Source organism: Caenimonas soli, from assembly GCF_013155545.1.
Classification (GTDB): domain Bacteria; phylum Pseudomonadota; class Gammaproteobacteria; order Burkholderiales; family Burkholderiaceae_C; genus Ramlibacter; species Ramlibacter soli.
Window position 1 is genome coordinate 259,952 of the sequence record NZ_JABJVV010000009.1, and the last position, 25,067, is coordinate 285,018.

The 25,067-nt window shown below is 64.7% G+C and carries 18 protein-coding genes and 1 pseudogene; 14 read left to right on the top strand and 5 right to left on the bottom strand.

Annotated elements, in window-relative coordinates; all coding sequences use genetic code 11:
* Positions 1-43: 43 nt before the first annotated feature.
* From HNE04_RS16245 to HNE04_RS16290, 10 genes are all read left to right on the top strand, one after another.
* Complete coding sequence (locus HNE04_RS16245; protein ID WP_172221167.1) at positions 44-2,023, top strand: hypothetical protein; 1,980 nt, start codon at positions 44-46, stop codon at positions 2,021-2,023.
* Between the two features lie 58 nt (positions 2,024-2,081).
* The gene (locus tag HNE04_RS16250; protein WP_172221170.1) at positions 2,082-3,119 is read left to right on the top strand and encodes a hypothetical protein; all 1,038 of its coding nucleotides are present in this window, start codon (positions 2,082-2,084) and stop codon (positions 3,117-3,119) included.
* A 163-nt stretch (positions 3,120-3,282) separates the two neighbouring features.
* Entirely contained in the window at positions 3,283-4,479 is a 1,197-nt protein-coding gene (locus HNE04_RS16255; RefSeq protein WP_172221173.1) for a polysaccharide biosynthesis/export family protein, read from the top strand.
* An 11-nt stretch (positions 4,480-4,490) separates the two neighbouring features.
* The gene (locus tag HNE04_RS16260) at positions 4,491-5,651 is read left to right on the top strand and encodes a glycosyltransferase family 4 protein (protein WP_172221176.1); all 1,161 of its coding nucleotides are present in this window, start codon (positions 4,491-4,493) and stop codon (positions 5,649-5,651) included.
* Complete coding sequence (locus tag HNE04_RS16265; RefSeq protein WP_172221179.1) at positions 5,648-6,685, top strand: capsular polysaccharide export protein, LipB/KpsS family; 1,038 nt, start codon at positions 5,648-5,650, stop codon at positions 6,683-6,685. The genes HNE04_RS16260 and HNE04_RS16265 overlap by 4 nt, the downstream gene beginning before the upstream one ends.
* Position 6,686: 1 nt before the next feature.
* Positions 6,687-7,934 carry a glycosyltransferase gene (locus tag HNE04_RS16270; RefSeq protein ID WP_172221182.1) on the top strand — a complete coding sequence of 416 codons (1,248 nt, stop codon included), beginning with the start codon at positions 6,687-6,689 and terminating at the stop codon, positions 7,932-7,934.
* Positions 7,931-9,082: a hypothetical protein gene (locus HNE04_RS16275; RefSeq protein WP_172221185.1), complete on the top strand. Its 1,152-nt coding sequence runs from the start codon at positions 7,931-7,933 to the stop codon at positions 9,080-9,082. The genes HNE04_RS16270 and HNE04_RS16275 overlap by 4 nt, the downstream gene beginning before the upstream one ends.
* Positions 9,079-10,464 (top strand): cytochrome P450, encoded by a 1,386-nt coding sequence (locus tag HNE04_RS16280; RefSeq protein ID WP_172221188.1) that lies wholly within the window; start codon positions 9,079-9,081, stop codon positions 10,462-10,464. Before HNE04_RS16275 ends, HNE04_RS16280 begins: the two co-directional genes overlap by 4 nt.
* The gene (locus HNE04_RS16285; RefSeq protein ID WP_172221191.1) at positions 10,461-10,805 is read left to right on the top strand and encodes a hypothetical protein; all 345 of its coding nucleotides are present in this window, start codon (positions 10,461-10,463) and stop codon (positions 10,803-10,805) included. The genes HNE04_RS16280 and HNE04_RS16285 overlap by 4 nt, the downstream gene beginning before the upstream one ends.
* 15 nt (positions 10,806-10,820) lie before the next feature.
* Positions 10,821-12,029: a hypothetical protein gene (locus HNE04_RS16290; protein ID WP_172221194.1), complete on the top strand. Its 1,209-nt coding sequence runs from the start codon at positions 10,821-10,823 to the stop codon at positions 12,027-12,029.
* On the opposite strand, the gene HNE04_RS16295 is transcribed toward HNE04_RS16290, so the two are convergent.
* Positions 12,026-13,405, bottom strand: coding sequence for an FAD/NAD(P)-binding protein (locus HNE04_RS16295; protein WP_172221196.1), 1,380 nt, complete (start codon positions 13,403-13,405; stop codon positions 12,026-12,028). The genes HNE04_RS16290 and HNE04_RS16295 overlap by 4 nt on opposite strands.
* Before the next feature lie 149 nt (positions 13,406-13,554).
* Here HNE04_RS16295 and HNE04_RS28305 point away from each other — a divergent pair.
* The 3 genes and pseudogenes from HNE04_RS28305 to cysN form a co-directional block, all read left to right on the top strand.
* Positions 13,555-13,701: pseudogene (locus HNE04_RS28305) on the top strand (hypothetical protein); the annotation flags it as partial.
* A 585-nt stretch (positions 13,702-14,286) separates the two neighbouring features.
* On the top strand, positions 14,287-15,213 hold the full coding sequence (gene cysD / locus HNE04_RS28555; protein ID WP_407926606.1) for a sulfate adenylyltransferase subunit CysD: 927 nt from the start codon (positions 14,287-14,289) through the stop codon (positions 15,211-15,213).
* Positions 15,213-17,120, top strand: coding sequence for a sulfate adenylyltransferase subunit CysN (cysN, locus tag HNE04_RS16305; protein WP_172221198.1), 1,908 nt, complete (start codon positions 15,213-15,215; stop codon positions 17,118-17,120). Before cysD ends, cysN begins: the two co-directional genes overlap by 1 nt.
* A gap of 33 nt (positions 17,121-17,153) precedes the next feature.
* Here the strand turns inward: cysN and HNE04_RS16310 are convergent, their stop codons facing one another.
* On the bottom strand, positions 17,154-18,593 hold the full coding sequence (locus HNE04_RS16310) for a mannose-1-phosphate guanylyltransferase/mannose-6-phosphate isomerase (protein WP_172221200.1): 1,440 nt from the start codon (positions 18,591-18,593) through the stop codon (positions 17,154-17,156).
* 52 nt (positions 18,594-18,645) lie between these two features.
* Here HNE04_RS16310 and HNE04_RS16315 point away from each other — a divergent pair, with 52 nt between their 5' ends.
* Entirely contained in the window at positions 18,646-19,827 is a 1,182-nt protein-coding gene (locus HNE04_RS16315) for a S1C family serine protease (protein WP_235965066.1), read from the top strand.
* On the opposite strand, the gene HNE04_RS16320 is transcribed toward HNE04_RS16315, so the two are convergent.
* The 3 genes from HNE04_RS16320 to HNE04_RS16330 form a co-directional block, all read right to left on the bottom strand.
* Positions 19,824-21,926, bottom strand: a complete 2,103-nt coding sequence (locus HNE04_RS16320; protein WP_172221202.1) for an HlyD family efflux transporter periplasmic adaptor subunit — start codon at positions 21,924-21,926, stop codon at positions 19,824-19,826. The genes HNE04_RS16315 and HNE04_RS16320 overlap by 4 nt on opposite strands.
* A gap of 4 nt (positions 21,927-21,930) precedes the next feature.
* Positions 21,931-23,283: an efflux RND transporter periplasmic adaptor subunit gene (locus HNE04_RS16325; RefSeq protein WP_172221204.1), complete on the bottom strand. Its 1,353-nt coding sequence runs from the start codon at positions 23,281-23,283 to the stop codon at positions 21,931-21,933.
* The coding region (locus tag HNE04_RS16330) for a cadherin domain-containing protein (RefSeq protein WP_172221206.1) at positions 23,283-25,067 on the bottom strand (1,785 nt) is incomplete at its 5' end. The genes HNE04_RS16330 and HNE04_RS16325, both read right to left, overlap by 1 nt.

Here is a 25,067-nt window from a genome sequence, read left to right on the forward strand (position 1 = left end):
GCAAGTGAATGAATCTACCCGTCCTCCGGCTGGCGCCAGGCTGGTGAGCTACGACATCTGGGACACAGTCCTTAGGCGCACGTGCCATCCGGATGCGATCAAGCTCGAATGCGCGCGCCTCCTCCTCCGTGCACTGGGTCCCTCTGCCAAACCGCACCTAAAAGACCCCTGGATCGTTCTTCGAACGCGCCAGCGTGTCGAAGCTGCTATCGGCGCCGAGACTCGCGTCAAAGGCCTCGACGACGAGTATGTGCTGGAGGACGTGCTTCGCCGGCTGCTCAGTGAAGTCGCGCGGGCTGATTGCCCAATTGCACCCGCGGTGGCGGAGCGGCTGATCGAGATCGAGCTGGAACTTGAACGACAATCAATTTATCTTGATCCCTCCATTTTCAGTGTGATGGATGCGGATGGGGCTGACCGCAGGATCTACATCTCCGACTTTTACATGCCCAAGCCGCAGCTTGAGCAACTCCTAGCGGCAGTTGGCGCGGACCGCCGGTTTCACGGCGGTTACGTGTCATGTGACGTCAGCTTGAACAAGCGCTCCGGCAGGCTCTTCCCCCACGTGCTGCAGCTCGAAGGAGTGCAGGCCGCCTCCCTCGCTCACAAGGGTGACAACCCGTATTCCGATGTAGAAGTTCCGGCCCGATTGGGTATCCAGGTGGAACACTTCGAGCCTCCGAACGAGCACAGCTTGCGCAGGAAGCGGGAGACGGCCTTTCACGAACGACGCGCGCAGGTGCAAGGGTTCAAAGACGAAGTGGGCCGCTTGGTGAAGGTGCACGCTGATGCAGGTGATGAGCGCACGCTACTCGACGTCAGCACATTGCTACTTGGCTATGCGACTTGTATCGTTGAGCAGGTGGCGGCGCTAGGCGTTGAACGGGTATTTTTCTTCACTCGGGAGGGCGAGTTCTTCAGCCAACTGTACGACATCGCTCGGCGACATTCCCCGTTGCGACACCTGCTCCCGGAGCCGACGTTGCTGGAGGTCAGCCGCGTGGCCACCTTCGGCCCTTCGCTACGAGACCTCAGTGCGCAGGAATTGATGCGGCTATGGAATCTCTACAGCTCGCAAACGCCGAGAGCGTTCCTGCGTTCTCTTGGGCTTGAAGATCAAGTAGCCCTGAACGTGCTCGAGCGGCACAATCTTGCACCTGATGAATCCGTGCAGTACCCATGGCAAGACGCAAAGTTTCTCGCGTTCCTGAAAGATCCGGACTTCGCCGACGTAGCGTCTAGCGAACTTGCCCGACGTAAACAGTTGCTGATCGATTACTGTGCTGCGAAAGGTTTGACACAGGATCTCGCCAGCTGCGTGGTGGTTGACATTGGTTGGCGCGGCACCATCCAAGACAATTTGGCCGAGGCGTTTCCCTCTGTGCAGTTTCACGGGATCTACCTTGCGTTGGACCGCGTTCTGAACCGCCAGCCAGCTAACGCTACTAAGGTCGCGTTCGGGCCGGACCTGAATACCGGGGCTTCTAACGAACTCGGTCGGCTGCTCCGATGCGTCGCACCGATCGAGATGCTGTGCAACTCGCCTTCCGGAAGTGTGACCGGCTATCACCGAGACCCGTTGACGGGTGCGGTCAACGCGACTCGGTTACGCGATCCTCACGAAGACATGGTCTACCAGCGATTCACAGGCAATCTTCAGCGCCGGGTGCTCGAGGTGCTCGATCAGTCGCTGGCAGCCAATCCGCACGCTCGTGTGGCCGCAGACGAATTGCTCCCGCATGCGATGGCCGCCTGGAGCCGACTGATTTACGAACCGGAAAAGTCGTTCGCTAGCGCGTTCTTCTCACTGCGGCACAATGAATCGTTTGGTGTCGGTCGATTCGTCGATAAGCAGCGGCGCCTACCTATGTTGTGGCCTTTGAAGCTGCTGCTGTCAAAAGGCTACAGCAAGTCGTTCGTCAGCGCCTTGAATGAACTGAGCTGGCCGCATGGCTACGCCGTCCAAGCCGAGGACCGCTACCTCATCCCTGTTCTTAAGACCTTTTATCCACACCGGTACTAGAACCCCTCCGGCAGCTTGGGCATCTCCACAAAAGAACTGCCCGTTATTTTCCGCACCCATGAACATCGCGATCGCCTCGATTGTCACCCCGGAATTCCTCGGGCATGCCCTAGCCGCGTGGCGCCGCGCCGACTTTTCCGGTGGCGCGTTCAAGGTCGTCGTGTTCGGCGTCGGCTTTGGCGCCGAACCCGACCTTGCACCGGAGTCGGTCGGCAGCATTCAGTTTGAGTTCCGCCACGTGGAGCAGCGCCTCACGTCCCAAGAGCTCCAACTATTGGTGCAGCGGTACACCCCTGCCGAAGTTTGCTTCGCGCTCAAGCCTATTGTGATGCAGTGGCTTCTCGATGAAACCTTCGACTACGTCCACTACCTTGACGCGGATATCCATTTCTACGCTCCGGTGCGTCTGCTCCAAGACGCAGTTGAACAGCCCGGCGACATCTTCTTGAGTCCGCATTGCCTGTTCTCCCTGCCCTTGGACGACCGCCGCCCGACAGCACTCACTTTGCTCCGCAGCGGGTCGTTCAACGGGGGATACGTTGTCGTTAAGCGCACCGGGGAGGGCGTGAGATTCCTGCGCTGGTGGAGAGAACTGGTAATGGTCCATGGGCAGAACGACCCGCGGAACGGGACCTGTGGTGACCAACGCTGGCTGGATTGGGCGCCCGCGATGTTCCCGACCCTCAAAGTCCTGCGCCATCCCGGGATCAATGTGGGCTATTGGAACCTGCACGAGCGAGAGATCACGCGGTGTAAGGGTCAATACTTTGCCAATGGCGAACGACTCATCTTCTTCCATGCCAGCGGTTTCACACCAGAACGTGCGACCGCAGTGTCTTGCTACCAGGACCGCATCGCTCCACCCCTAGACAGTCCCTTGTCCGATCTCCTTCATGATCTTGCTCAACTCTTCCATTCCGCTGAAGACGACCACGTCAACTCGGGCCGCTACGCATACCGGCGTTGGTGGCATGGTTCGTCGAAGGTCGTCCGCGCGTATCGGCGGCACCTTTGCAGCAGCTTGTTGGACCATGCGCGCCGCGTGGCAGCTGGAAGCTCGCCGCCGCCCGAGATCGGTACGAGCCATGCAAACTAGGGATGCGCTCACGTCGGTCATCACTTCCATCAGTCACCATCTGGGAGAGCCCCTCCCGCCAGCCTCTTCAATAGTAGCCTCGCGGTCCCGCCTTCCTGCGCTCACGAAGTCAAGGTGCTGAGGGGAAGCCGGGAACAGCTGGTTGCCGCCCAGTGCAAATAATATGAAGTTCAAATACATCAAGACCATCGTGCTCGCCTGTACCCTAGGGCTAGCCGGCTGCTCCACCTACAGCCCGTTCCTGCCTTCCGCGGGCCCGAGCGCGAAACTGGTGATCGACGCCCCCGCTGACCAGCCGGATACCGGCATCCAGGTCGTGGAACTGTCTGACGCCGTCGTTCAGCGAATTGTGGCCAGTCGCCGGCGCAACAGCTTCGTTGAAATCTTTGGTGCCGGCTCGGCCGCGGCGCCTAAGATTTCAATTGGCGCGGGTGACGCACTTGAAATTTCGGTCTGGGAGGCGCCGCCCGCGGTACTGTTCGGCGGTGGCATTACGGACGCGCGGGGTATGAACTCGTCGTCGCGCGTCGCAGTTCTGCCAGAGCAAATGGTCAGCAGCACGGGCGCCATCAACATGCCTTTCGCCGGCACCATCCAGGCGGCTGGGCGGACGACGCAGGAGATCGAACAAGAGATCGCGCGGCGACTTAAAGGCAAGGCCAACGACCCGCAGGTACTGGTTCGCGTGTTGCGCAATGTGTCGAGCATGGTGACCGTGGTGGGAGAAGTCAACACCAGCACCCGAATGGCACTAACACCGCGCGGCGAGCGCCTGCTAGACGCACTGGCCACCGCCGGCGGCGTCCGGCAGCCGGTTGGCAAGATCACGCTGCAAGTCACCCGCGAAGTGACGGAACAGGGCCGCCGTGTCGCCCGCGTGATGGCCCTGCCCTTGGACACCATCATTTCCGACCCCTCGCAAAACATCATGCTGCTGCCGGGGGACATCGTTACGGCACTGCATCAGCCCAACAGCATGATGGTGCTCGGCGCAACAGCGCGCAACGAGGAACTCAATTTTGAGGCCCAGGGCATCACGCTGGCGCAGGCGTTGGCCCGTGCCGGCGGCCTGCAGGATGCGCGCGCCAACGCAGCCGGTGTGTTCATCTTCCGTTTCGAAGATCCGGCCGTTCTGGGTGGCCCGACTCCGGCCCGCACCACGGCTGATGGCAAGGTTCCGGTTGTGTATAGGGTGGACCTGAAAGACCCGGCAGCCTTCTTCTATGCCCAGGGGTTTCCCATGCGCAACAAGGACGTGATGTACGTCGCCAACGCACCGGCCGCCGAGCTGCAGAAGTTCCTGAACCTGGTTTCCTCGGTCGTCGTCCCTGCGGTGACGATCCAGAACCTGGGCAATTAGCCTTAGCGGCCATGCAAGGCTCGCTGCTGATCGACATCAGCCGCCTCATGGGGCGCACCAACCGCGGGCTGTTGCCGACCGGGGTAGACCGCGTCTGCCTGGCCTACATCGCGCATTTCGCGTCCCGGGCCCAGGCCGTCATCCAGCACGAAGGGTGGCGGCGCATCCTGTCTCACGGGCATTCGCAGGAACTCTTTGCCCTGTTGCAAAGCCCGGGCTCCAGTTTCTTTCGGGATGCCGCCAAGATCATTGCCCGCGCCTGCGTTCCACCCTGGCCTTCGCAAGATGGCGGCGGGCGCATTTACTTCAATCCCGGCCACTCCGGGCTTGACGATGCCGGCATGGGCGCGTGGCTGAGCCGAACCCGGCAGCGCCCTGTGTTCATGGTTCACGACCTGATCCCGCTGACCAACCCCGAATATTGCCGCCCCGGCGAAGGCGAACGCCACGCCAATCGCCTGCGCACGCTGCTTGGTGCCGGGGCGGGCGTGCTGACCAACTCGCAGGCGACGCTGGACGAGCTCGAGAAGTTCGCCGCTGCGAACGCGCTGCCCTTACCGCCGGTGGCCGTGGCCCCGCTCGCGCCGGCGGCACTTTCATTGGCGCCGAATGCTCCCCGGCCACTGGTCCAGCCCTACTTCGTGGTGCTAAGCACGATAGAGCCGCGCAAAAATCACTGGTTGTTGCTGCACATTTGGCGCGATCTGGTGGTGCAGCTGGGCGCGCAGGCACCGCATCTGGTGGTGATCGGCCAGCGTGGCTGGGAGTGCGAGAACGTGGTGGACATGCTGGAGCGCTGTGAGCCGCTCAAGGGGTTCGTGCACGAACTGCCGTCCTGTACCGATTCCGAACTGGCCGCCTACCTCCGCCATGCGCAAGCGCTGCTGTTCCCCTCGTTTGCGGAAGGGTACGGAATGCCGCTGGTGGAAGCGCTGATGCTGGGCACGCCGGCAATCGCCAGCGACCTGCCGGTGTTTCGCGAAGTGGCCGGCGATGTGCCCGACTACCTGGGCCCGCTCGATGGCACGGGCTGGACCCGCGCCGTACGTGACTACGCGTCGCCGGGCAGTGGCCGCCGTGCGGCGCAGTTGGAACGGCTTGCTGCGTTCGAAATACCTACCTGGCCCAAGCACTTCGAGCGGGTGGAAGCCTTGATGGAGCGGCTGCAATGAGGCCCGGCCCGCTGGGCCCGGAGTTCGAGGGTCCGGTGTTCGCCCACGGCTTTTCGCTGCGCAAGCGGGCCTATGTGCGCGGCTTCGCCGACCGGCAGGACGTGCGGTTCGTGCGCCGTGGCCAGGCCGTGGCCGCAGGAGCTCACCTGCTGCTGTGGGGCAGTGCGCCGTTGCCGTTGGGCTTGGCGCCAAGCGTTCGCACGGTGCGCGTCGAGGATGGTTTCGTGCGGTCCGTCGGGCTCGGCGCCGACCTGACTCGCCCACTCTCATGGGTGTTCGACGACCAGGGCATTTACTACGACGCCACCCAAGAAAGTGCAATCGAAAACCTGCTTCAGCAAACACAGTTCGGCAGTGCAGAAATCGCTCGCGCGCAAGCACTGCGCGAGCGCATCGTGCAGGCGGGCCTCACCAAGTACAACCTGGCGCCGCGCCGCTGGCAGCGGCCGGCCACGAACCGCAAGGTCGTTCTGGTCGCCGGGCAGGTGGAGACGGACGCATCGATCGCACGCGGCGCACTCGACATTCGCGGCAATCTGGCGCTGCTGCAAGCGGTTCGCGCTGCCAGACCCGAGGCTTGGCTGGTGTACAAGCCGCATCCTGATGTGGTCGCGGGGCTGCGCGGCGCCGGCGCCGGCGAGGCACAGGCCGGGCAATATTGCGACCAGGTCGTGATCGATGCCTCGATGCATGACCTGCTGCTGCAGGTGGACGAAGTGCATGTGCTGACTTCGCTGACGGGGTTCGAGGCGCTGCTGCGGGGCAAGCCTGTGGTCTGCTGGGGGCACCCGTTCTACGCCGGCTGGGGTTTGACCGAGGATCGTCAGCCCCATCCGCGCCGCACGCGCCGCCTCACGCTCGACGAATTGGTTGCAGGCGCCTTGCTGCGCTATGCGGTCTATCTGAGCCGCGTCACCGAGCGCCGTTGCACGCCCGAGCAGGCCATGGACGAACTGCTGCAGTGGCGCGCGCGCCAGCCCAACCCTGAGCGCTGGTGGCGCCGTTGGCTGCGCCCCTTCATCGCGCGGCCCTGAGATGAGAGTGTGCCTGGTCACGTTCGGCAGCGCGGGAGATGTGCACCCGATGCTGGCGCTTGGCAAAGCGCTAGGCACGCGCGGGCACTCCGTCACGCTGCTGACCAATCCCGCGTTCGCCGAAGCAGCTGCCACGAGCGGGCTGGACTTCGTACCCGTGGGCGAAGAGCGCCACTACCGCGAGACCATCAGCCATCCCAAGCTCTGGCATCCGATCGATGGCTTCGGCGTCATGTGGCGCTACCTGCTGCGCCCTGCCCTTGCGCCCACCTACCTGCGCATCGCCGAACTCGCCGCAGCCAGGCGCTGCATCGTGATCGCGAGCCCGCTCGCCATGGGTGCGCGAGTCGCGCAGGAAAAGCTGGGCATTCCGCTTATCACCACATACACGTCGGCGACGATGTTGCGCACCGTGTGCGATCCGATGACCATGGCGCAGTGGCGAGTGCCAGCGTGGCTGCCGGCAGGCTTGCGACGGGCCGCGTGGGCCTTGCTGGACCGCTACAAGCTTGAGCCGCTGGTGCGGCCCGCGCTCGAAGGGTTGCGTGGGGAATTGAAACTGCCGCCGCTGCGCGAACCGGTGTTCGGGCGCTGGATGCACTCCCCGGCCGGAGGGCTTGCACTGTTTCCAGCCTGGTTTGCGCCGGCGGCAAGCGACTGGCCGGAACAGGTCGTGCAGGCCGGCTTTCCGCTGTATGAGGACGACGCAGTCCAGCCCGATCCACCAGAGCTGGAGGCGTTCCTGCGAGCCGGTCCGCCGCCGGTGGTGTTCATGCCCGGCACGGCCCAACACGATGGAGGTCACTTCTACGAAGCAGCCATTCGTGCCTGCGCCGCCACGGGCCAGCGCGGGTTGCTGCTGGGAGCCGTGCCGGTAGAAATCAGCCGGAGCCTGCCCCGCCATGTTCAGGCGGCTCCGTATGCGCCTTTCGCGCGGTTGCTGCCCCGGGCGCGGGCTCTGGTCCATCATGGCGGCATCGGCAGCTCGGCCCAGGCACTGCGCGCCGGCATTCCCCATTTGGTGGTGCCAAGTGCCTATGACCAATTCGATAACGCGATGCGGCTGGAGCGCCTGGGCGTCGGCCTGAGCCTTCCGCCTGGCTTGGGTGGGCTGGCTGGCATGTCCACTCGCCTGGGCCAGCTGCTTGGCATGGACTCGGTGGCCCTGGCGTGCGCCCGCTGTTCCGAAAAGACCCATGCGCGTGACGCGCATGAATCAGCCGCGCGGCTGGTGGAGCGCTTGGCATGACGGCGAAGAACGTGCGACGCCGCCATGTGTTCTTCCTGAGCGGGTTCGACCCCAAGGGAGCTTCGTATTACCACGGGCTGTACACCAAGGAAGCGGCGTTGCAGGCTGCTGCGACAGACACCGCCTATCAGGTAGGCCCGCGAGTGCGCGCCTCCAACGGCAACACCCTGTGGCAGGTGCGTAGCGAATTGCAAGGCCAGCCCACGGAGAGCACGCTGGAGTACGTCCGATGGGACGACATCGTGCGGGCAAACTGGCCACGCCGTGCATGGGCCGTCCTGGTGGGCAGCCTGCGAGGCTATCGGGCGGCGTTGGCCGCACCTTCCGCGTTGCGCAAGGTCTGGCATGCATCCCGCAAGACCCTGGTGGCGCTGGCCATGCCTGCTGCCTTCTGGCTTGCGGCGTTGGTGCTGGGGCTGGGTCTGGGATTGCTGCTGGCGCCACTGGCGTGGGGCGCGGGCGTGGCGGTGGCAATCGCAGTGTGGTGGGGTGCTCTCAGGCTGGAAAGGCGCCTCGGCACCACCTGGCTGTTGCGCATCTACCAGTTCGCCGGTGATTGGTCGCAGGGACGCGTCGAGACCTTGGACGAACGCCTGGACCGGCTCGCTGACGACATCGCCCAGCGGCTGCGTGACCCGCAGGTCGATGAAGTTTTGCTGGTGGGGTTCAGCGTCGGAAGCATGCTGGCCGCGAGCGCCGCCTCCCGCGTTCAGCAGGCCGCGCAGACGCAGCCTCAGGATCTCTCCCGCTTCTCGCTCATGACGCTGGGGCATTGCATCCCGTTGTTGGGATTGATGGCCGGGGCCCACGCCTTCCGCACCGAGCTTGCGCGGCTGGGACGGGACCCGCATGTTCACTGGGTGGACTTTTCATCGCCGACGGATTGGGGCAGCTTCGCGCTGGTGGATCCGCTGGCCCTGTGCCTGGGCCCGCCAGGCGTTGGCCGGCCCTATGGTCCGCGTATGGCGTCACCGCGCTTCCACATGATGTTCGAACCCGCGATCTACGCCCAGATGGTCAGGAAGAAGCGCCGCATGCACATGCAGTACCTGATGGCAGGCCAGCGCCCCACACTCTACGATTACTTCGCGATCACGGCCGGCCCACTGCGCCTGCCGGACCGGCTGACTGGTAAAACGGCCCCATGAGTCATTTCTGTCCCGCGTACCCCAAGCCGCGCAAGCACCGGGCGCCACTGCTGCGCATGTTCTTCAGCGCGCGGCATTCTTGGATGGACGCGTTGTACGAGCGCAGCTATGCCATGCAGATGGGCGAGGTGCACTTGCCGGGCCTCGACCTGTACATGGTCAACGAACCGGGCCTGGTGCGACGCGTCATGGCGGACGAGGCGGCGAGCTTTCCGAAGAGCGCACTGCAGGGCGAGGCACTGGAGCCGCTGCTCGGCGAGAGCATCTTCACGACCAATGGCGCGCAATGGAAGCGGCAGCGCCAGATGATGGACCCGGCCTTCGCGCAGGCCCGCCTCAACGTGGCCTTCCCGGTGATGCGCGCGGCGGCGCAGGACATGCTCGAGCGCCTGCGCCAATTGCCCGATGGCACCGAACAGGACGTCGAGATCGAGATGACGCATGTCACCGCCGACATCATCTTCCGCACGATTTTCTCGGTGCCCATGGAAGGGGCGGACGCGCACCGCGTGTTTGCCGCGTTCGCGCGGTACCAGGCGCTGGCGCCGCGGCTGATGCTGCCGTCGCTGTTCGGTGTGCGCTGGCTGGTGTGGCCATGGGACATGTGGCGCAGCCGCCGGGCCGCGGCCGAAATTCGCGGACTGCTCGAGAAGATGGTTCGCCCGCGCTACGAAGCCCGCCAAGCCGGCCGGCCGCATGAAAACACCGACATCCTTGCCGCTTTCCTCGACGCCCGTGATGCGGTTACCGGCGAGCCATTCGAACTGGAGGAACTGGTCAACCAGGTGGCCATGCTGTTCCTCGCCGGACATGAGACATCGGCCAGCGCGCTGACCTGGGCCTGCTACCTGATCGCCAAGGCCCCCGACGTCCAGGAGCGCATGCATGCCGAGGTACTGCACCATCTGAGCGACCGCGAACCTGACCACACCGATATGAAGCAGCTCACCTTGACATGGAACGTGTTTCGCGAGGCGCTGCGCCTGTTCCCGCCAGTCGGGTTCATGGCGCGCGAAGCGTCCAGCGCCTGCCCGATGCGCGACAAGCAGGTGCCGCAGGGCGCCACCGTCGTGGTGTCACCATGGCTGATCCAGCGCCACCGCCAGTGGTGGCCGCAGCCGGACGCGTTCAATCCGGACCGCTACGACGATGATGCGTCGCGCGAGCCGCTCAAGAACGCCTACCTGCCCTTCGGGATGGGACCCAGGGTGTGCATGGGCGCGTCGTTCGCGCTGCAGGAAGCGGCCCTCATCTTGTCGAGCCTGGTGCGCCATTTCCGGCTCGAGGCCGTGCCGGGCCACGTGCCGATGCCGGTGGGGCGGCTCACCATACGTTCGGCCAATGGGGTCCGGCTGGTGCTGCACAAACGGGAGCCGTCATGAAGGAGCGAATGGCGGGGTTCCTGGTGATGACGGCCGTGGTGCCGCTGGCCGTTATCGGCTACCTCATTCTGGTCATCGTGGGCTTCACCGGCCCCAACTCGCGCGGCCGTGCCGGCGTGCGCGCGCTGGACCATTTCGTTAACGCCGCCGTGTTCAATGGCTATGCGTGGGAGAGCGTTTCGTCCCACGCCTGGCGCGCCCGCGAGAAGCGCTGGGCCCGCTTCATCATCTGGGCGACCGACCGGTTCCAGAAAGACCATTGCAGACGCGCCAACAAGCGCGAGCAGCCGGTGGTCGATCTGGTGCTGACCAAGGGCCTCGAGAAGCAGACCATCTTCTAAGGGGCAGCTCAAGTCATGTCCCCTGTCCGGCGGCGCTGCGTTTTTTATGTGAGCGGGTTCGACCCGAAAGGCGCTTCGCACTACCACTCGCTCTACCGTGAGCAATCGGCATTGCAAGCAAAAGCCGGCGGCCTGTCGATCGAGGTGGGGCCGCGCCGCCGCCTGCCTGGCGGCAACGCTTGCTGGGACGTGCGTGCCGAAGATGCGGGGCAGGAGGTGCGCACGCACTATGAGTTCATGCGCTGGGATGACGTGGTGCGCTCGCACTGGCCGCGCGCCCAGTGGCAGCTGTGGCGCGACGTGTTCTCCACCACGGCGTTCAACCTCAGGCACGGCGCGCTCTGGAAGATGTACAAGCTGTCCTGGCCACCAGTATTGGCGCTGCTGATGCCCTTCGTTCTGTTGTGCGCGATGCTGGCCGGGATACCGCTGCTCGCAGGATTTGCCGCATGGCTGGCGCTGCGGGCTGGCGGGGGCGTGTTGCCGGCGATCGTGGTGGCGCTCACGACGGGGCTTGCGCTGGCTTGGGTGGGGCGCCGCCTGGAAACGCGCTACAGCATGTATTGGATGATGCGCAGCTACGCGTTCACGGCGCAACAGGCGCAGGGGCGCACGCCCGGCCTCGAGTCGCGCCTGGACGAACAGGCTGCGCGGCTGGCGCAACGGCTGCAGGAGGGCCAGGACGACGAGGTGCTGGTGGTCGGCCACAGCTCGGGCGCAATCATGGCCGCTTCCATTGTGGCAAGGGCTCTGCGGCTGCTGAGCGCTTCAGGACCCGAACGACCCGCGTTGTCGCTATTGACCCTGGGCCAGTGGATTCCGTTACTGGGCTTGCTGCCGCAGGCCAAGGACTTCCGCAGTGAGCTGTCGCGCCTTGCGATGGCGACCGGGCTGAACTGGATAGATTTTTCCGCACCGCCGGACGGCTGCTGTTTCGCACTCACCGATCCCGTGGCCGGCAGCGGCCTGGCCATTCCCGACAGGGCACCGAACCGGCCCAAACTGCTGTCTCCGCGATTCGCCGAGATGTTCGATGCGCCTGCCTACCAGGCGCTGCGCCGCGACAAGTTCCGCATGCATTTCCAATACTTGATGGCATCGCAGCGGCCAGTGCGGTACGACTACTTCTCCATCACCGCCGGGGCCAAGGGCCTCGCCGATGCATTCGCCGACCTCCCGAGCGTCGTCGATTACGCGGGCCTGCGCCCGCACAGACGCAGCTAAGTCACTCGTTCAACCAACGCCTTGGCGTGTTTTCTCAATTCCGGCACGGCCGTTGCCTCCCAGAACTGCGCCTTGAGCAAGGGACCGATGTAGCGTACGTGCTTGAGGGCTTGCCCGTCGCGCCGCACGAGCCGGTAAGCGGTATCGACTGACAGCCCCAGTGCCAGCGCGTCCACAGTCAAGCCGCCGCTGTCCCGCAGCTGCGCGATCAGCGGATCGTGCACGCGATTCAGATCGCTCGACGGCCCGGTGCAATTGATGACCGAGGCAAAGGTGGTCTGCACCGGCTCGGCTGCGCCACGCATCCGCCACGTCACTCGCGGGCCGTCGGGCGCGCAGACTATGTCCACCAGCCGGCCTTGCATGATCGTGAGCTGGCCCGCATCCATCGCCTGCCGGATCCGTTTGAAAATAGCGGGCGCCGCGCGGTGCCGATGGGTGTCCCAATAGGGCATGAGGTGGCGCAGGAACTGCTTTTGACCACGCGCGCCGAGCTGCTGCCATAGCCGCGGTGTATGGGAGCGCAGGCCGCCGATCACGTCGCGCCAGTCGTGTCCAGCATCCCTCGCATGCCCTATGAGCCGGCGGATCTCCCGCAATTGACGCAGCGCGCGCGTTTCGTCATTGAGGAAATCGGGCGGCACTATGCCCGCGGTTGGGGGCGCTTCCTGCTCGCGATGAGGCTGTGGCAGCAAGGCGCGCCGCGACAGCATGGTGACCGGCCCGCGGTGGCCGTGATCCAACAGGCGCAGAACGACATCGTATGCAGTGAGACCGCTGCCAATCAACAGCACCGGCGCGTCGGGCGCGAGGTTTGCCGCCGCGCCGGGCGCCCAGACGTCGTTTACCAAGCCGGGGCCGCTCCAATCGACGGCCGTGGCAGTGTGCGGAGGCTTGGGCGTGAAATTCCCCAAGGCCAGTATCACTTCGGTCGCTTCGATTACACGGCCCGAGCCGAGCCGCAGAACCGGGGCTTCGCCCACGCCCAGCGTTTCGAGCTGGAGTACTTCGGCTTCGAGCAACTCCAGCTTGACGCCGTCCGCAGCCGCTGCCTGCGCGTTCAACAGGCAGCGCTCCAGGTAGTCGCCGTACAGGCTGCGCGGCACGAAATCGGCCGCGCGGTAAGGCAAGCCGCGACCACGCAGGTAGTCGATGAAGCCGGATTCCCGGTCCGGGTCAATGCTCATTCGCCCGGCGGGTACGTTCAGCAGGTGGCTGGGCGAGTTGGTGCCGTAAGCGATACCGCGGCCGAACGAAAGGCTGCGATTGATCAGGCAGACGCGCGCGGGCGAAGTGAGTCTTTGCAGCAGCTGCACGGCGACCGCCATTCCGGAAAAGCCGGCGCCCACGACGGCGTAGGTTGGGCGCTTCGTCATTGATGAGCTTTCATATACACTGGGCGAAATATATGTTTTAAGCGCCGGTTCTATTTAATGTTTAATACAGAAAATCGGCGGGGGCCGCGCGCTTTGTGAACGGAAATCACATCAGCGTGGACGATCTGAACGCCCGCCGCCGGCAGGCGGTGCGCCTCAGGCTGCAGGGCGAGAAGCTGGCCGTGGTGACTGCCAGCACCGGGCTGAGCACGCCCACGGTGATATCGGCGGTGAAGTCTTACCGGTTGGGCGGATGGACGGCAGTGGACGTGAGCCCGCGCCGGGGCCGCCCGCCCAAGACTGACCCGGGACTGGACCTCGCACATGTCGAAGCGCTGGTGCAGGCCATGCTGGGCGGCCCGCCCGACCTGGCCGCCACACTTCCCGACACCTTATGGAGCCGCAAGGCGGTAGCCGCATGGCTGGCGCAGCGAACCGGGGCGCAACGCAGCGCCGGCGCAGCAACCCGGCTTTGCGAGTTGCTGGGGCTGGATTTCGACGATGACTCGCTTGCGCCCCCTGTCATCGGTGCGGCCGACAAGCCTGTGCGCTATCACGGCGCCGAACGGCACCTGGCCGCGTGGCCGGGCGTCCCCGCGGACAGCGGCAAGATCGGCTTGCTATGCATCAAGGCCGCACGTGGGCAATTGCTGTGGCTGGCCTTTGCCGGCCCGCTCGAGGCGCGCCACTACCTGGCGCTGCTTGACCGCCTGCCCCGAAGGCGAGGTGCGATCGAAGTGGCGATCGCGGGCTCGGCCCGGCTGCTACGCGTGCCGGAATTGAGCGACTGGCTGGCAGGCCAGGCTGGGGCCCTGCAGCTGATCGACCCGGAGCTAGGCGCACCCATCCAGATCGCACCGCCCCCCACCCCGAGCACCACATTGACCGCACCAGCCCACAGGACTGCCATGCCCTTGACCCATCTTCAACGCCTGGAAGCCGAGAGCATCCACATCATGCGGGAGGTGGTCGCCGAAGCCGACAAACCCGTGATGCTCTACTCGGTGGGCAAGGACAGCGCCGTGATGCTGCACCTGGCCATGAAGGCCTTTTATCCGTCCAAGCCGCCCTTCCCGCTCATGCACGTGGACACGCGCTGGAAGTTCCGCGACATGTACACGTTCCGCGACCGCATGGTCAAGGATCTTGGGATGGAGCTGATCACCTATGTCAACCCCGAGGGCATCGCCAAGAACATCAACCCCTTCACGCACGGCTCGGCGATCCACACCGACATGATGAAAACGGAAGGGCTGAAACAGGCACTTGGCAAATACGGCTTCGACGCTGCGTTCGGCGGCGCGCGGCGGGACGAAGAAAAGTCACGCGCCAAGGAGCGCATCTTCTCGTTCCGCTCGGAGCAGCAGCGATGGGACCCGAAGAACCAGCGCCCCGAACTCTGGAAGCTATACAACGCGCGCAAGCACAAGGGTGAGTCGTTGCGGGTCTTCCCGCTGTCGAACTGGACAGAGCTGGACATCTGGCAATACATCCATCTGCAGAACATTCCGATAGTTCCCTTGTACTTCGCGGCACAACGCCCGGTAGTCGAACGCAACGGCACGCTGATCATGGTTGATGACGATCGCATGCCGCTGATGCACGGCGAGGTTCCGATGCTGCGCAAAGTGCGCTTTCGCACGCTGGGCTGCTACCCGCTCACTGGTGCGATCGAGTCGCAGGCCGATACGCTGCCGGCCATCATCCAGGAGATGCTGCTGACCCGCACATCGGAGCGGGAGGGACGGGTGATCGACCACGACTCGGCGGCTTCCATGGAAAAGAAAAAACAGGAGGGGTACTTCTGATGACACACGTCAGCGACCTCATTGCCACCGACATCGGCGGGTACCTGCGCGCGCATGAGCAGAAGAGCCTCCTGCGCTTCATTACCTGCGGCAGCGTGGACGACGGCAAGAGCACCTTGATCGGTCGGCTTCTGTACGACTCCAAGATGCTGTTCGAGGATCACATCGCGGCCTTGGAGGCCGACTCGCGCAAGTGGGGCACCCAGGGCGACAGCCTGGATTTCGCGTTGCTGGTGGACGGCCTGGCCGCTGAGCGCGAACAGGGCATCACCATCGACGTGGCCTACCGCTTTTTTTCCACGGAGCGGCGCAAGTTCATCGTGGCGGACACGCCCGGGCACGAGCAGTACACGCGCAACATGGTGACTGGCGCATCCACAGCCGATGCGGCCGTGCTGACGGTCGATGCGCGCAAGGGCGTTTTGACGCAGACTCGGCGCCACAGCTATCTCGCCTCGCTGCTGGGGATTCACCACCTGGTCGTGGCCATCAACAAGATGGACCTCGTGGACTACAGCGAAAAGACGTTCTTGCGCATTGTCGAGGACTACCAGACGTTCGCGCAGCAGCTCGGGCTGGCGAACGTGACCTTCATCCCGGTATCGGCGTTCAAAGGCGACAACATCGCCGCCCCCAGCGAGAAGATGCCCTGGTACCGGGGGACGACGCTGATGGGCTACCTGGAAACGATCGAAGTAGATGAGCAACGCACCCAGCGTTCGCCCTTCCGCATGCCGGTGCAATGGGTCAATCGACCCGACCTCGATTTCCGCGGGTTCTCCGGGACGGTCGCCGGCGGCAAGGTGCGTCCGGGAGACCGGGTGCGAGTGCAGCCGTCCGGTCGGGAAAGCACCATCGAACGCATTGTTTCTTTCGAAGGCGACCTGCCGGAAGCCGTCGCCGGCCAATCGGTCACGCTGACGCTGGCCGATGAAGTCGACGTCTCGCGCGGCGACCTGCTTTCGCAGGCCGATGCGCCGGCAGGAGTAGCCGACCAGTTCGAGACGACGGTGGTGTGGATGCACGACGAGCCCTTGCTGCCCGGCCGCTCCTATCTGCTCAAGATGGGTACGCAGACCGTCACCGCGTCGGTGATGGAGGTTAAGTACCAGGTCAACGTGAACACCCTCGAGCATGTGGCGGCCAAGACACTGGGCTTGAATGCCATCGGCATCTGCACCCTCAACCTCGACCGGCCCATCGGCTTCGACCCCTACAGCGAAAACCGCGACACGGGCGGCTACATCCTTCTCGACCGGCTGACCAACAGCACTGTGGGTGCGGGAATGATCCACTTCGCCCTGCGCCGCAGCCAGAACATTCACGTTCAGCATGTGGACGTGAACAAGGCGGCGCGCGGCCGCTTGAACGGACAGAAGTCCTGCGTCATTTGGTTCACCGGTCTCTCCGGCTCCGGAAAGTCGACCATTGCCAATCTGCTGGAGAAAAAGCTTCACGCGATGGGCCACCGCACCTACCTGCTTGACGGCGACAACGTCCGGCACGGGCTGAATAAGGACTTGGGATTCACCGACACCGATCGGGTCGAGAACATCCGCAGGGTGGCCGAGGTCGCCAGGCTGATGGTCGATGCCGGCCTGATCGTGCTCACGGCCTTCATTTCGCCATTCCAGGCGGAACGGCGCATGGCACGCGAGCTGGTCGATGAAGACGAGTTCCTGGAGGTGCACGTTGACCTGCCGCTGGCCATGGCTGAGCAGCGCGACGTGAAGGGTCTCTACAAGAAGGCGCGCCGAGGCGAGCTCAAGAATTTCACCGGCATCGATTCGCGCTATGAAACGCCGGAAGCGCCCGAACTGCGCCTGGCAACCGACAAGCTCAACGCCGACGAGGCTGTCGAGGAGATCCTTGCGCTTCTGCGCCGGCGCGGCCGCCTGCCCTCTTGAACGGCCTGGCCCGTACTTAGCTACTCGCTCGAATCACCGACTGCTTTTGGCGTCCGTGATAGGCACCACCACGCGGCCGTAGTTATCGTCCAGGCGGACGATATCGTCTTCACCCAGATAGCTACCCGACTGGACCTCGATCATTTCCAAGGGCGTTTTTCCGGGATTGTGCAGCCGGTGCACTTCACCGAGGGGGATGTAAGTGGACTGGTTCTCGGTTAGCAGAAAAACCTCTTTTCCACAGGTGACCTCGGCCGTGCCTTTGACAATGATCCAGTGTTCGGCACGGTGGTAGTGTTTCTGAAGGCTGAGCGAGGCGGAAGGGTTGACGATTATTCGCTTGACCTTGAAGCGCTGGCCTTCTTCAATGCTGTCGTACGAACCCCAAGGCCGCACAACCTTGCGATGAAAAGCCGCTTCCGGGTTGCCGCGCGCCTCCAGTTCGGCCACGACGTTTTTCACCTGTTCCGCCGCGGAGTGCACGGTCACCAGCAGCGCATCGGGGGTATCGACGATGACTAGGTCGTCCGTGCCCAACGCTACTACCCGTCGATAGTGTGCGTGAATGAAAGTGTTCCTGGCGTTGATGGCTACGCCCTGCCCTGCGATGCGGTTGCCATGCCCGTCAGGCGGGCACATGTCGGCCATGGCTCCCCAGCTACCCACGTCGCTCCATGAGCCGTGGAAAGGGAACACCGCCACGGACCGATGCCGCTCCATCACGGCGTAGTCAATGCTTTCCGATCGACAGGCTTCCACCGCCGCGGCTGCCGGGCGGAGAAAATTGCCATCCGACTGGGGTGCGGCCATAGCCTGCCGGCACTGGGCCAGGATATCGGGTGCGTGCTCCCCTAAAGCTGCCAGTAACGTTGCGGCCGTGCAAAGGAAGATGCCCGCGTTCCAATACACCTGGCCTTGCAGTAGAAGCTCTTGCGCGAACTGCGAATTGGGCTTCTCGATGAAGCGCTTGACGCCGTAGCAGCCATCGGCATGGGCGTCGCCACGTTCGATGTAGCCGTAGGCCGTACTGGGGAAAGTGGGCGCCACACCAAAGGTGACGATAGTCCCCTGCTCGGCGCAGCTCGAGGCGCTTTTGACCATCGCTGCGAATGCAGCGGCGTCGGGTATATGGTGGTCCGCAGGACAGAAGAGCATCAGCTGCTCCGGCGTGGGGGCGCTGAGCGCTGCAAATGCCATGGCAGGCGCAGTGTTGCGCGCGCAGGGCTCCAGGATGATGGAACCGGTGACGCCTGCGTCGCTCATGGCTTCTCTGATGAGGAAGCGGTGGTCGTCGGCGCCGACGCACATCACGCCCCCCGCGGCGGGCTCACAGAACTGCGCCACCCGCTCCAACGTCAGCGCCAGCAAGCTCTTGCCGTCAATGATGGGCACGAATTGCTTGGGGAATGATTTGCGCGACAGCGGCCACAGCCGGGTGCCGGAGCCTCCACACAGGACAACAGGCTGGATCATGAATCACCTTCGGAAGGCCGCATGACTAAATGGTAGCTCTGAAAACCCATCATTGGGCCCCGACAACAAGCTGATTGGCGAAGTTTATTTCGGCATGGTGGTTGCCGTAGAGCACGACGATGTGACGACACTTGAAAGGCGGTTCGTTCGGGTGCATTCTTTGACGTGGGCGTTGACCCTGCGCAAGGAGTTTCCCGTGCTTGATGCCACCACTTTCGCCAACTCGTTGGTCCGGTGTGCGATGTGCGCGTGCCTGGCCATTCTGACGCCCGCCGTCACCGAAGCGTCCTCGCCCGCGGTGTCGCAGGAGATCATCGACGCTTTGACCCGCGCCAACGCGGCCGTTGTGGGGGTGGAGGTCACCGCTATCGAAGGCGCCCGTTCCGCCGAAACCCTGGGACGGCGGCGCACCGGCTCCGGTGTGGTGATCGGCTCGGACGGCCTGATCCTGACCATCGGCTACCTGATGCTCGAGGCCGACAACATCCAGATCGTGACCCGCGACAACCGCAAGTTGCCGGCGAGGCCCGTGGCCTATGACCTGGCCACCGGCTTCGGGCTGGTCAAGCCGCTGCTGCCGCTGCGTGGCACGAACCCAGTGCCGTTGGGCAGCCATAGCGAGCTACGCCCCGGCGAAGCGCTGATGGCGGCGATGGGCGGGGAAGATGCGGACGTGGCCATTACCCAACTGGTGAGCAAGCGGCCGTTCTCCGGGTACTGGGAATATCACATCGAGGCGGCACTGTTCACCAGCCCGCCCATCGGCAATCACAGTGGCGCGCCGCTGTTCAACCAGCGCGGCGAGCTGCTGGGCATCGGCAGCCTGCTCGTGGCGGACGCTACAGGAGAAACCCCGCGCGTGGCCGGCAACATGTTCGTGCCGGTCGACCTGCTCAAGCCCATATTGGCCGAGATGCAGAGTACCGGCAGCAGCAAGCAGAGCCGCCGGCCTTGGCTGGGGCTCACCTCCACCGAACAATCAGGTCGCGTTCAGGTGGTGCGGGTGACCAGGGACAGCCCCGCACATACCGGCGGCATCCAGCCGGGCGACGTGATCCTGGCCGTGGATGACGCTCAGGTTGCGACGCTGGAACAGTTCTACAAGCGGGTATGGGCTCATCCCAATCCGGACGATGAGATCAAGCTCACCGTGCAGCACGGTACCGACGTGAGAACCGTGACCGTCAAGGCGATTGACCGCATGACGACGATGAGCAAGCCTTCGGGAATCTAGAAGCCGGCCTCGCGCCAGAGCAGCGTGAGGGCCGATCTCACGAAGCCAAGCCCGGGCGCTTCCCAGCTGCCCCGAATGACCACTTGGCCGCGCCAGCTGTGACCGTCCAGGCGGCCAGGGGGCTTCTCGGCCTGCAACGTCACCCGGTACACGGCGCGCTCGGGCACCAGCTGGTGGTCTTTCTCGCGCGTGAGCACCGATCCGCCGAAGGCCGTGGCGAGCATGCCGTTGGGCAATACCCGTGTCGCGTCCTGGTCGACGGCCGTCACCGTGAGGGGCAGCACGCGGCCCTCGACGCCGTCGGCGAAGAATCGCGCACCGTCGCCCGCGCGGACGCGGCGCACGGCATCCTCGTCCAGATAGGTTTCGACCACCCACTGGCCCGGCCGCACCAGTGTCATCAAGCGTTCCTGCTTGCGGACCCAGACGCCGGGCTTCAGGTCGGGATCGATGTCGTGCAGCCTGCCGCTGAATGGCGCCGTGGGCAGGTAGCGCGCCGCCTCGGCCTCCACATTCGCCAGGTCGGCCTCGGCCGCGACCAGTCCCTGCTGCAACATCTGCACGTTCTGCTGCTGCTGGGGATCGAGCCCGGCCGTAGCTGCCTGCTGGCGCAGCCGCTCGGCACGGCTGGTCGCGAGCTGCCAGCGCAGCGTGAGGTCGGGTGAGGCCAGCCTGACGAGGGGCGCGCCTTCGGCCACCTGCGTGCCTTCGCGCCAGGGCAGCTCTGCAATCTGTGCCCCCGCCGGTGCGTACACCGTAAAGCTCTCAAGGGGCTTCAGATAGGCCGAGCCGGTGAGCCGCGTCGGCCATGGAATGACAAACAAGAGGGCCAGCGCCAAGGTCCATGCCGCGCTGCGACGCGCGCGAGGCTTGGTCCTGATCACGGGCCAGAGATCGCGCCAGACCTTGACCTCTCCCCACACCGGTCGCGCGATGAACCACAGCACTTCCACCACGAACAGCATGATGCCCGCCAGCTTGATGAAGAAGTGATACACCAGCACGGCGATGCCGATGAAGATGACCAGCCGGTACAACCACGTGGCCCAGGCAAAGAGGATCAGCGCAGTCGTCTTGCGCTTGGAGAAATATTCCGGCGGTGGTTGCCCCAGGTCGAACAATCGCTCGCGCAGGTCCCAGCGCGCGAGCGCAAATGCGCGGCTGTGCAAGTTGGGCATGTCCAGCCAGTCGGACAGCACGAAATAGCCGTCGAAACGCAGGAAGGGGCTGGCATTGATCACCACCGTGGTGACCCAGGTCAGCGTTGCGAGAACAAAGGCGATGGACTTTGGCCCGCCCTCGGGCAGCAGCGCCCATGCCAGCGTGGCCCAAATGGCGATGATGGTTTCGGTGGCCACGCCCGATGCCGCAACCGCCAGCCGCCGCCTGTGCTCGGCAACCTTCCAGACTTCGTTGGTATCGGTATAGGCCACGGGCCACAAGACCAGGAAAGCCACGCCCATAGCCGGCACCCGGCAACCGAAGCGCTTGGCCGTGAAGGCATGACCCAGCTCGTGCAGCACCTTCACCACCACCAATGCAACGCCGTAAGCGGCCAGGCCCTGCCAGGAGATGGTGTCCACCAGCGTGGTGCTGAACTGGCCCCAGTTGCGGTACACCAGGATGAGCCCGGCGACCAGGGCCAGCAGCGTCAGCTTCAGGAAGCTCGCCGAATAGAGGGGTTCGATGCGCGGGCTCCAGCGATCCAGCCAGCGGTCGGGGTTGACCAGCGGAACGCGGAAGAACAGGTAGTTGTGCAGCAGCCGGCGCCACCAGGTACCTTGCATCAGGTGCAGCCGTTCGGCCATCAGCGCAGAGCTGTTGGCACCGCGCGGCTGCAGCAATTCATTGGCGGCGAGGAATTCGGCGACGGCCTGGACGTCTTCTGGCGTCGGCTGCAAGGTGCTTTCGCGGGCCACTGCGTCGCAAATCGCCTGTGCATCGTCGAGCTGCCAATGACTCAGGATCGCGAAGGTCTGCCAGTCGATCCTGAAGAATTGGTTGCGCACGGGATCGTGCAACGTCCAGCTGGGCTGGCCGTCGCTCAGCCGGGGGCCGGTATGCAGGGCGACTTCTTCGCGCAGGGCAGGCAACGACATGCCGTTACCACCCGACAAACTGGCGCACGACCGCAATGGGCCGGCGCAAGACCCAATAGCTGAAAGGCACCCAGCCGCCGGCGAGCTTCACAGTGCCCTTCAAGCCCACCCGATGGTTGATCTGTTCGTCGAGCGCCGCGCGCACGCGGTAGGCGTAGTTGCCGTCGGGTCGGGCCACGGCATCGTGTGCGACATAGCGGACCGTGGCAGACACGGGCGAGAACGGACTGGCATTGAGGTACAAGTTGGCGGGCGCGCCTGCCTGCAATGGAATGGCGTCGCCCAGCGCCAGCCACGCCTCCACCTCGACCTGTCCGGGCGGCGCCACGCGCAGGATGCGCTCGCCGGTGACGACGGGCTTGCCCAGCCACTCGCTCGGGTCATCGAACAGGGCGACGCCGTCACGCGGAGCCACCACGCGCGATCGCTCCAATTGGCCTTGCAGGTAACTGGCTTCGGCCCTGCGCTCTTCGATCTTCCCGGCCAGCACCACGAGCTGCGACTTGTACTTGGCGTCGGCCAATGCCTGCTGCGACACCTGGCGAAACTCCGCCTCGGCGGTCGCCAGTGCCTGTCGCGCGACTTCAAGGCGGCTGGCCAGCGCGGCATCGTCGAAAGTGAACAGCGGCTGCCCCGCCTTGACCATCTCGTTCGGCTTGACCTGGAAGCTCGCCACCACGCCGTCGAAGGGTGCCCGGATGACTGCCGGATCGGAAGGCACCAGCTCCCCGGGTGCGAGAACCGTCAAGCGAACCGGAAACAGCAGCACCGCGAGCACGGCGGCTGCCCACAGCAACGCACGCTGCTTCCACCAAGGGCGCCCCGGGGCCAGGCGCAGGTGGTCGGCAATGCGCTGGCGGCTGGTGCGCCAGGTCCAAGTGCTCGGTTGTACCAAGCCCTGCCAGGCATGGCGCCACGTGTCCGCCCATTCCGCCAGCAACGCGATGTCGCGCTCTTCCCAAGGTACATCGCGCGCCAGCAACAGCAGCCCGCCCGCGGCGCCCAGCGGCAGGCACAGGCCATAGGCCGGAAGCCACTCCGACCAATCGGCCGCCTCGGGCTCTGGCAAGTCGGCGCTGGTGACCCGGAGCGGGGCTGTGCCTGCTTCGTAGAGAGCGGCGCAGACCTTGGTCAGCCACTGGACATAGGGCACATTGGCCTCGACCTGGACGACGCCGGAGAGTGCCTTCACGCCGCCCTGCTTGAACCACAGCGCTGCCTGCCGGTAGGGCGCGAGTGCGTGACTGTCGTTGACGGCCATGAACGCGAGTTCGGCGGGGTCGCGCGACTGGCGCGCCCGCTTGGCAAGGCCAAGCAGCGTGATCAGCGGCGAATCGGATGGGAGTGCAGCAGACATCAGGCGGGCAGATAGCGCAGCACGGCCAGGGAATCGGCAGGCTTCGCAGCGTTTCGGATCTGTTCGCTCAGGCCGGCGCGGCCGGGGACGACGCCGCGCGCCACCTTGATGCGGAACACCGCTTCGCTACGCCGGCCGTCACGATCGCGTGCCTCGACCAGGATCTCCAGCTCTTGCGGGGCGTCGGCGGGAACGAGGCCGCTGAACTTGCCGGTGCTGGCGTCGAACGTGAGCCAATGCGGCAACGCGCTGCCATCGACCATGCGTGCGCTGAGATGAATGACGGCGTCTTCCTGGCTGTGAACGAATGCGTCCACCGGCACCTGGACCGAGATGCTGCGGGTCGAACTCAGGTCCTGATCGGGGATGCCGCGGAAGACCTTGAGCGACGCCTCGCCCCCCGAAGCCACGACGATGCGGAAAGCGCCCGGCCCCGGCAGGGTGAGCACGTCGTTGTAGCTCTTGGTCAGGAAGTGCGAGGAGCGCTCCAACATCGGCTCGCGGTCGAGCGAGAACTCGGTGGCCAGCGAGGCGAATACGGGAGCCTGGGCGTCGGGCAGGGTGAACGGAGTGATCGGAAGGCTGAACAGATTGCCGCTGAACGCGGGGCCTCCGGCCGTGACCGCAGAGACTGCTTCGTCGGACCGGCGTCCTATGGCATCGAATGTCGGGACCTTGCCAATGGCGGGAACGACGGCGGGGACGACGGCGGGAGCCGGAACGGGAGCCGGTGCCGGCACTGACGAAGTGGGAACGCTCTCATCGACATCATTGATCGCGAGAGTCACGGCCTGCAGGGTCGCGGCGTTGACGCCGTCGTCGGCCACCACCGAGAAGGTATAGCTGGTCTTGGTTTCGTAGTCCGGGTTGGCTGCCAGCTTCACCGCGCCGGTGTTGGAGTCGATGGTGAACGCCGCCGCGTCGGTGCCTGCCAGGCTGAATGTGATGCCCGCGCTGATGTCGTCGGTGTCAGTGGCTGTCGCGGTGTACACCACTCGGCCAGCGCCGCTGTTTTCGTTAATGGCCGTGGCTGTAGCGCCAGAGGTGACCGTCGGGTCGGCTTCGTCCAAGTCGTTGATGGCGAGAGTGACGGCTTGGCCGTCGGTACGCCCCGCCCCGTCGGTGGCTATCACTGTGAAGCTATAGCTGCTTTTGGCTTCGTGGTTCGGGTTTCCGGTAAGCGTTACCGCGCCCGTGGCCGCGTCGATGGTGAAGGCGGCAGCATCCGTGCCCGCCAGGCTGAAGGTGACGCCCGCGCTGATGTCGGCCGTGTCGGTCGCTGTGGCGGTGTAAATCACTTGGCCGGCGCCGGAGTTTTCGTCATTCGCAGTCGCTGTGGTGCCGGACGTGATCGTGGGGTCGGCTTCGTCCAGGTCGTTGACGGCGAGAGTAACGGCTTGGGTATCGATACGCCCCACTCCGTCGGTGGCAACTACTGTGAAGCTGTAGCTGTTCTTCGTCTCGTGGTTCGGGTTGCCTGTCAGGGTTACCGCGCCCGTGGCCGCGTCGATGGTGAAGGCGGCAGCATCCGTGCCCGCCAGGCTGAAGGTGACGCCCGCGCTGACGTCATCAGTATCGCTGGCGGTCGCACTGTAGACCACTTGGCCTGCGCCCGAATTTTCGTCGATCGCCGTAGCCGTGGCGCCTGAGGTAACTGTCGGGTCTGCTTCGTCCAGGTCGTTGATCGCCAGAGTCACAGCTTGGCTGTCAGTGCGCCCGACTCCGTCGGTGGCTACTACGGTGAAGCTGTAGCTCGACTTCGCCTCGTGATTCGGGTTGCCCGT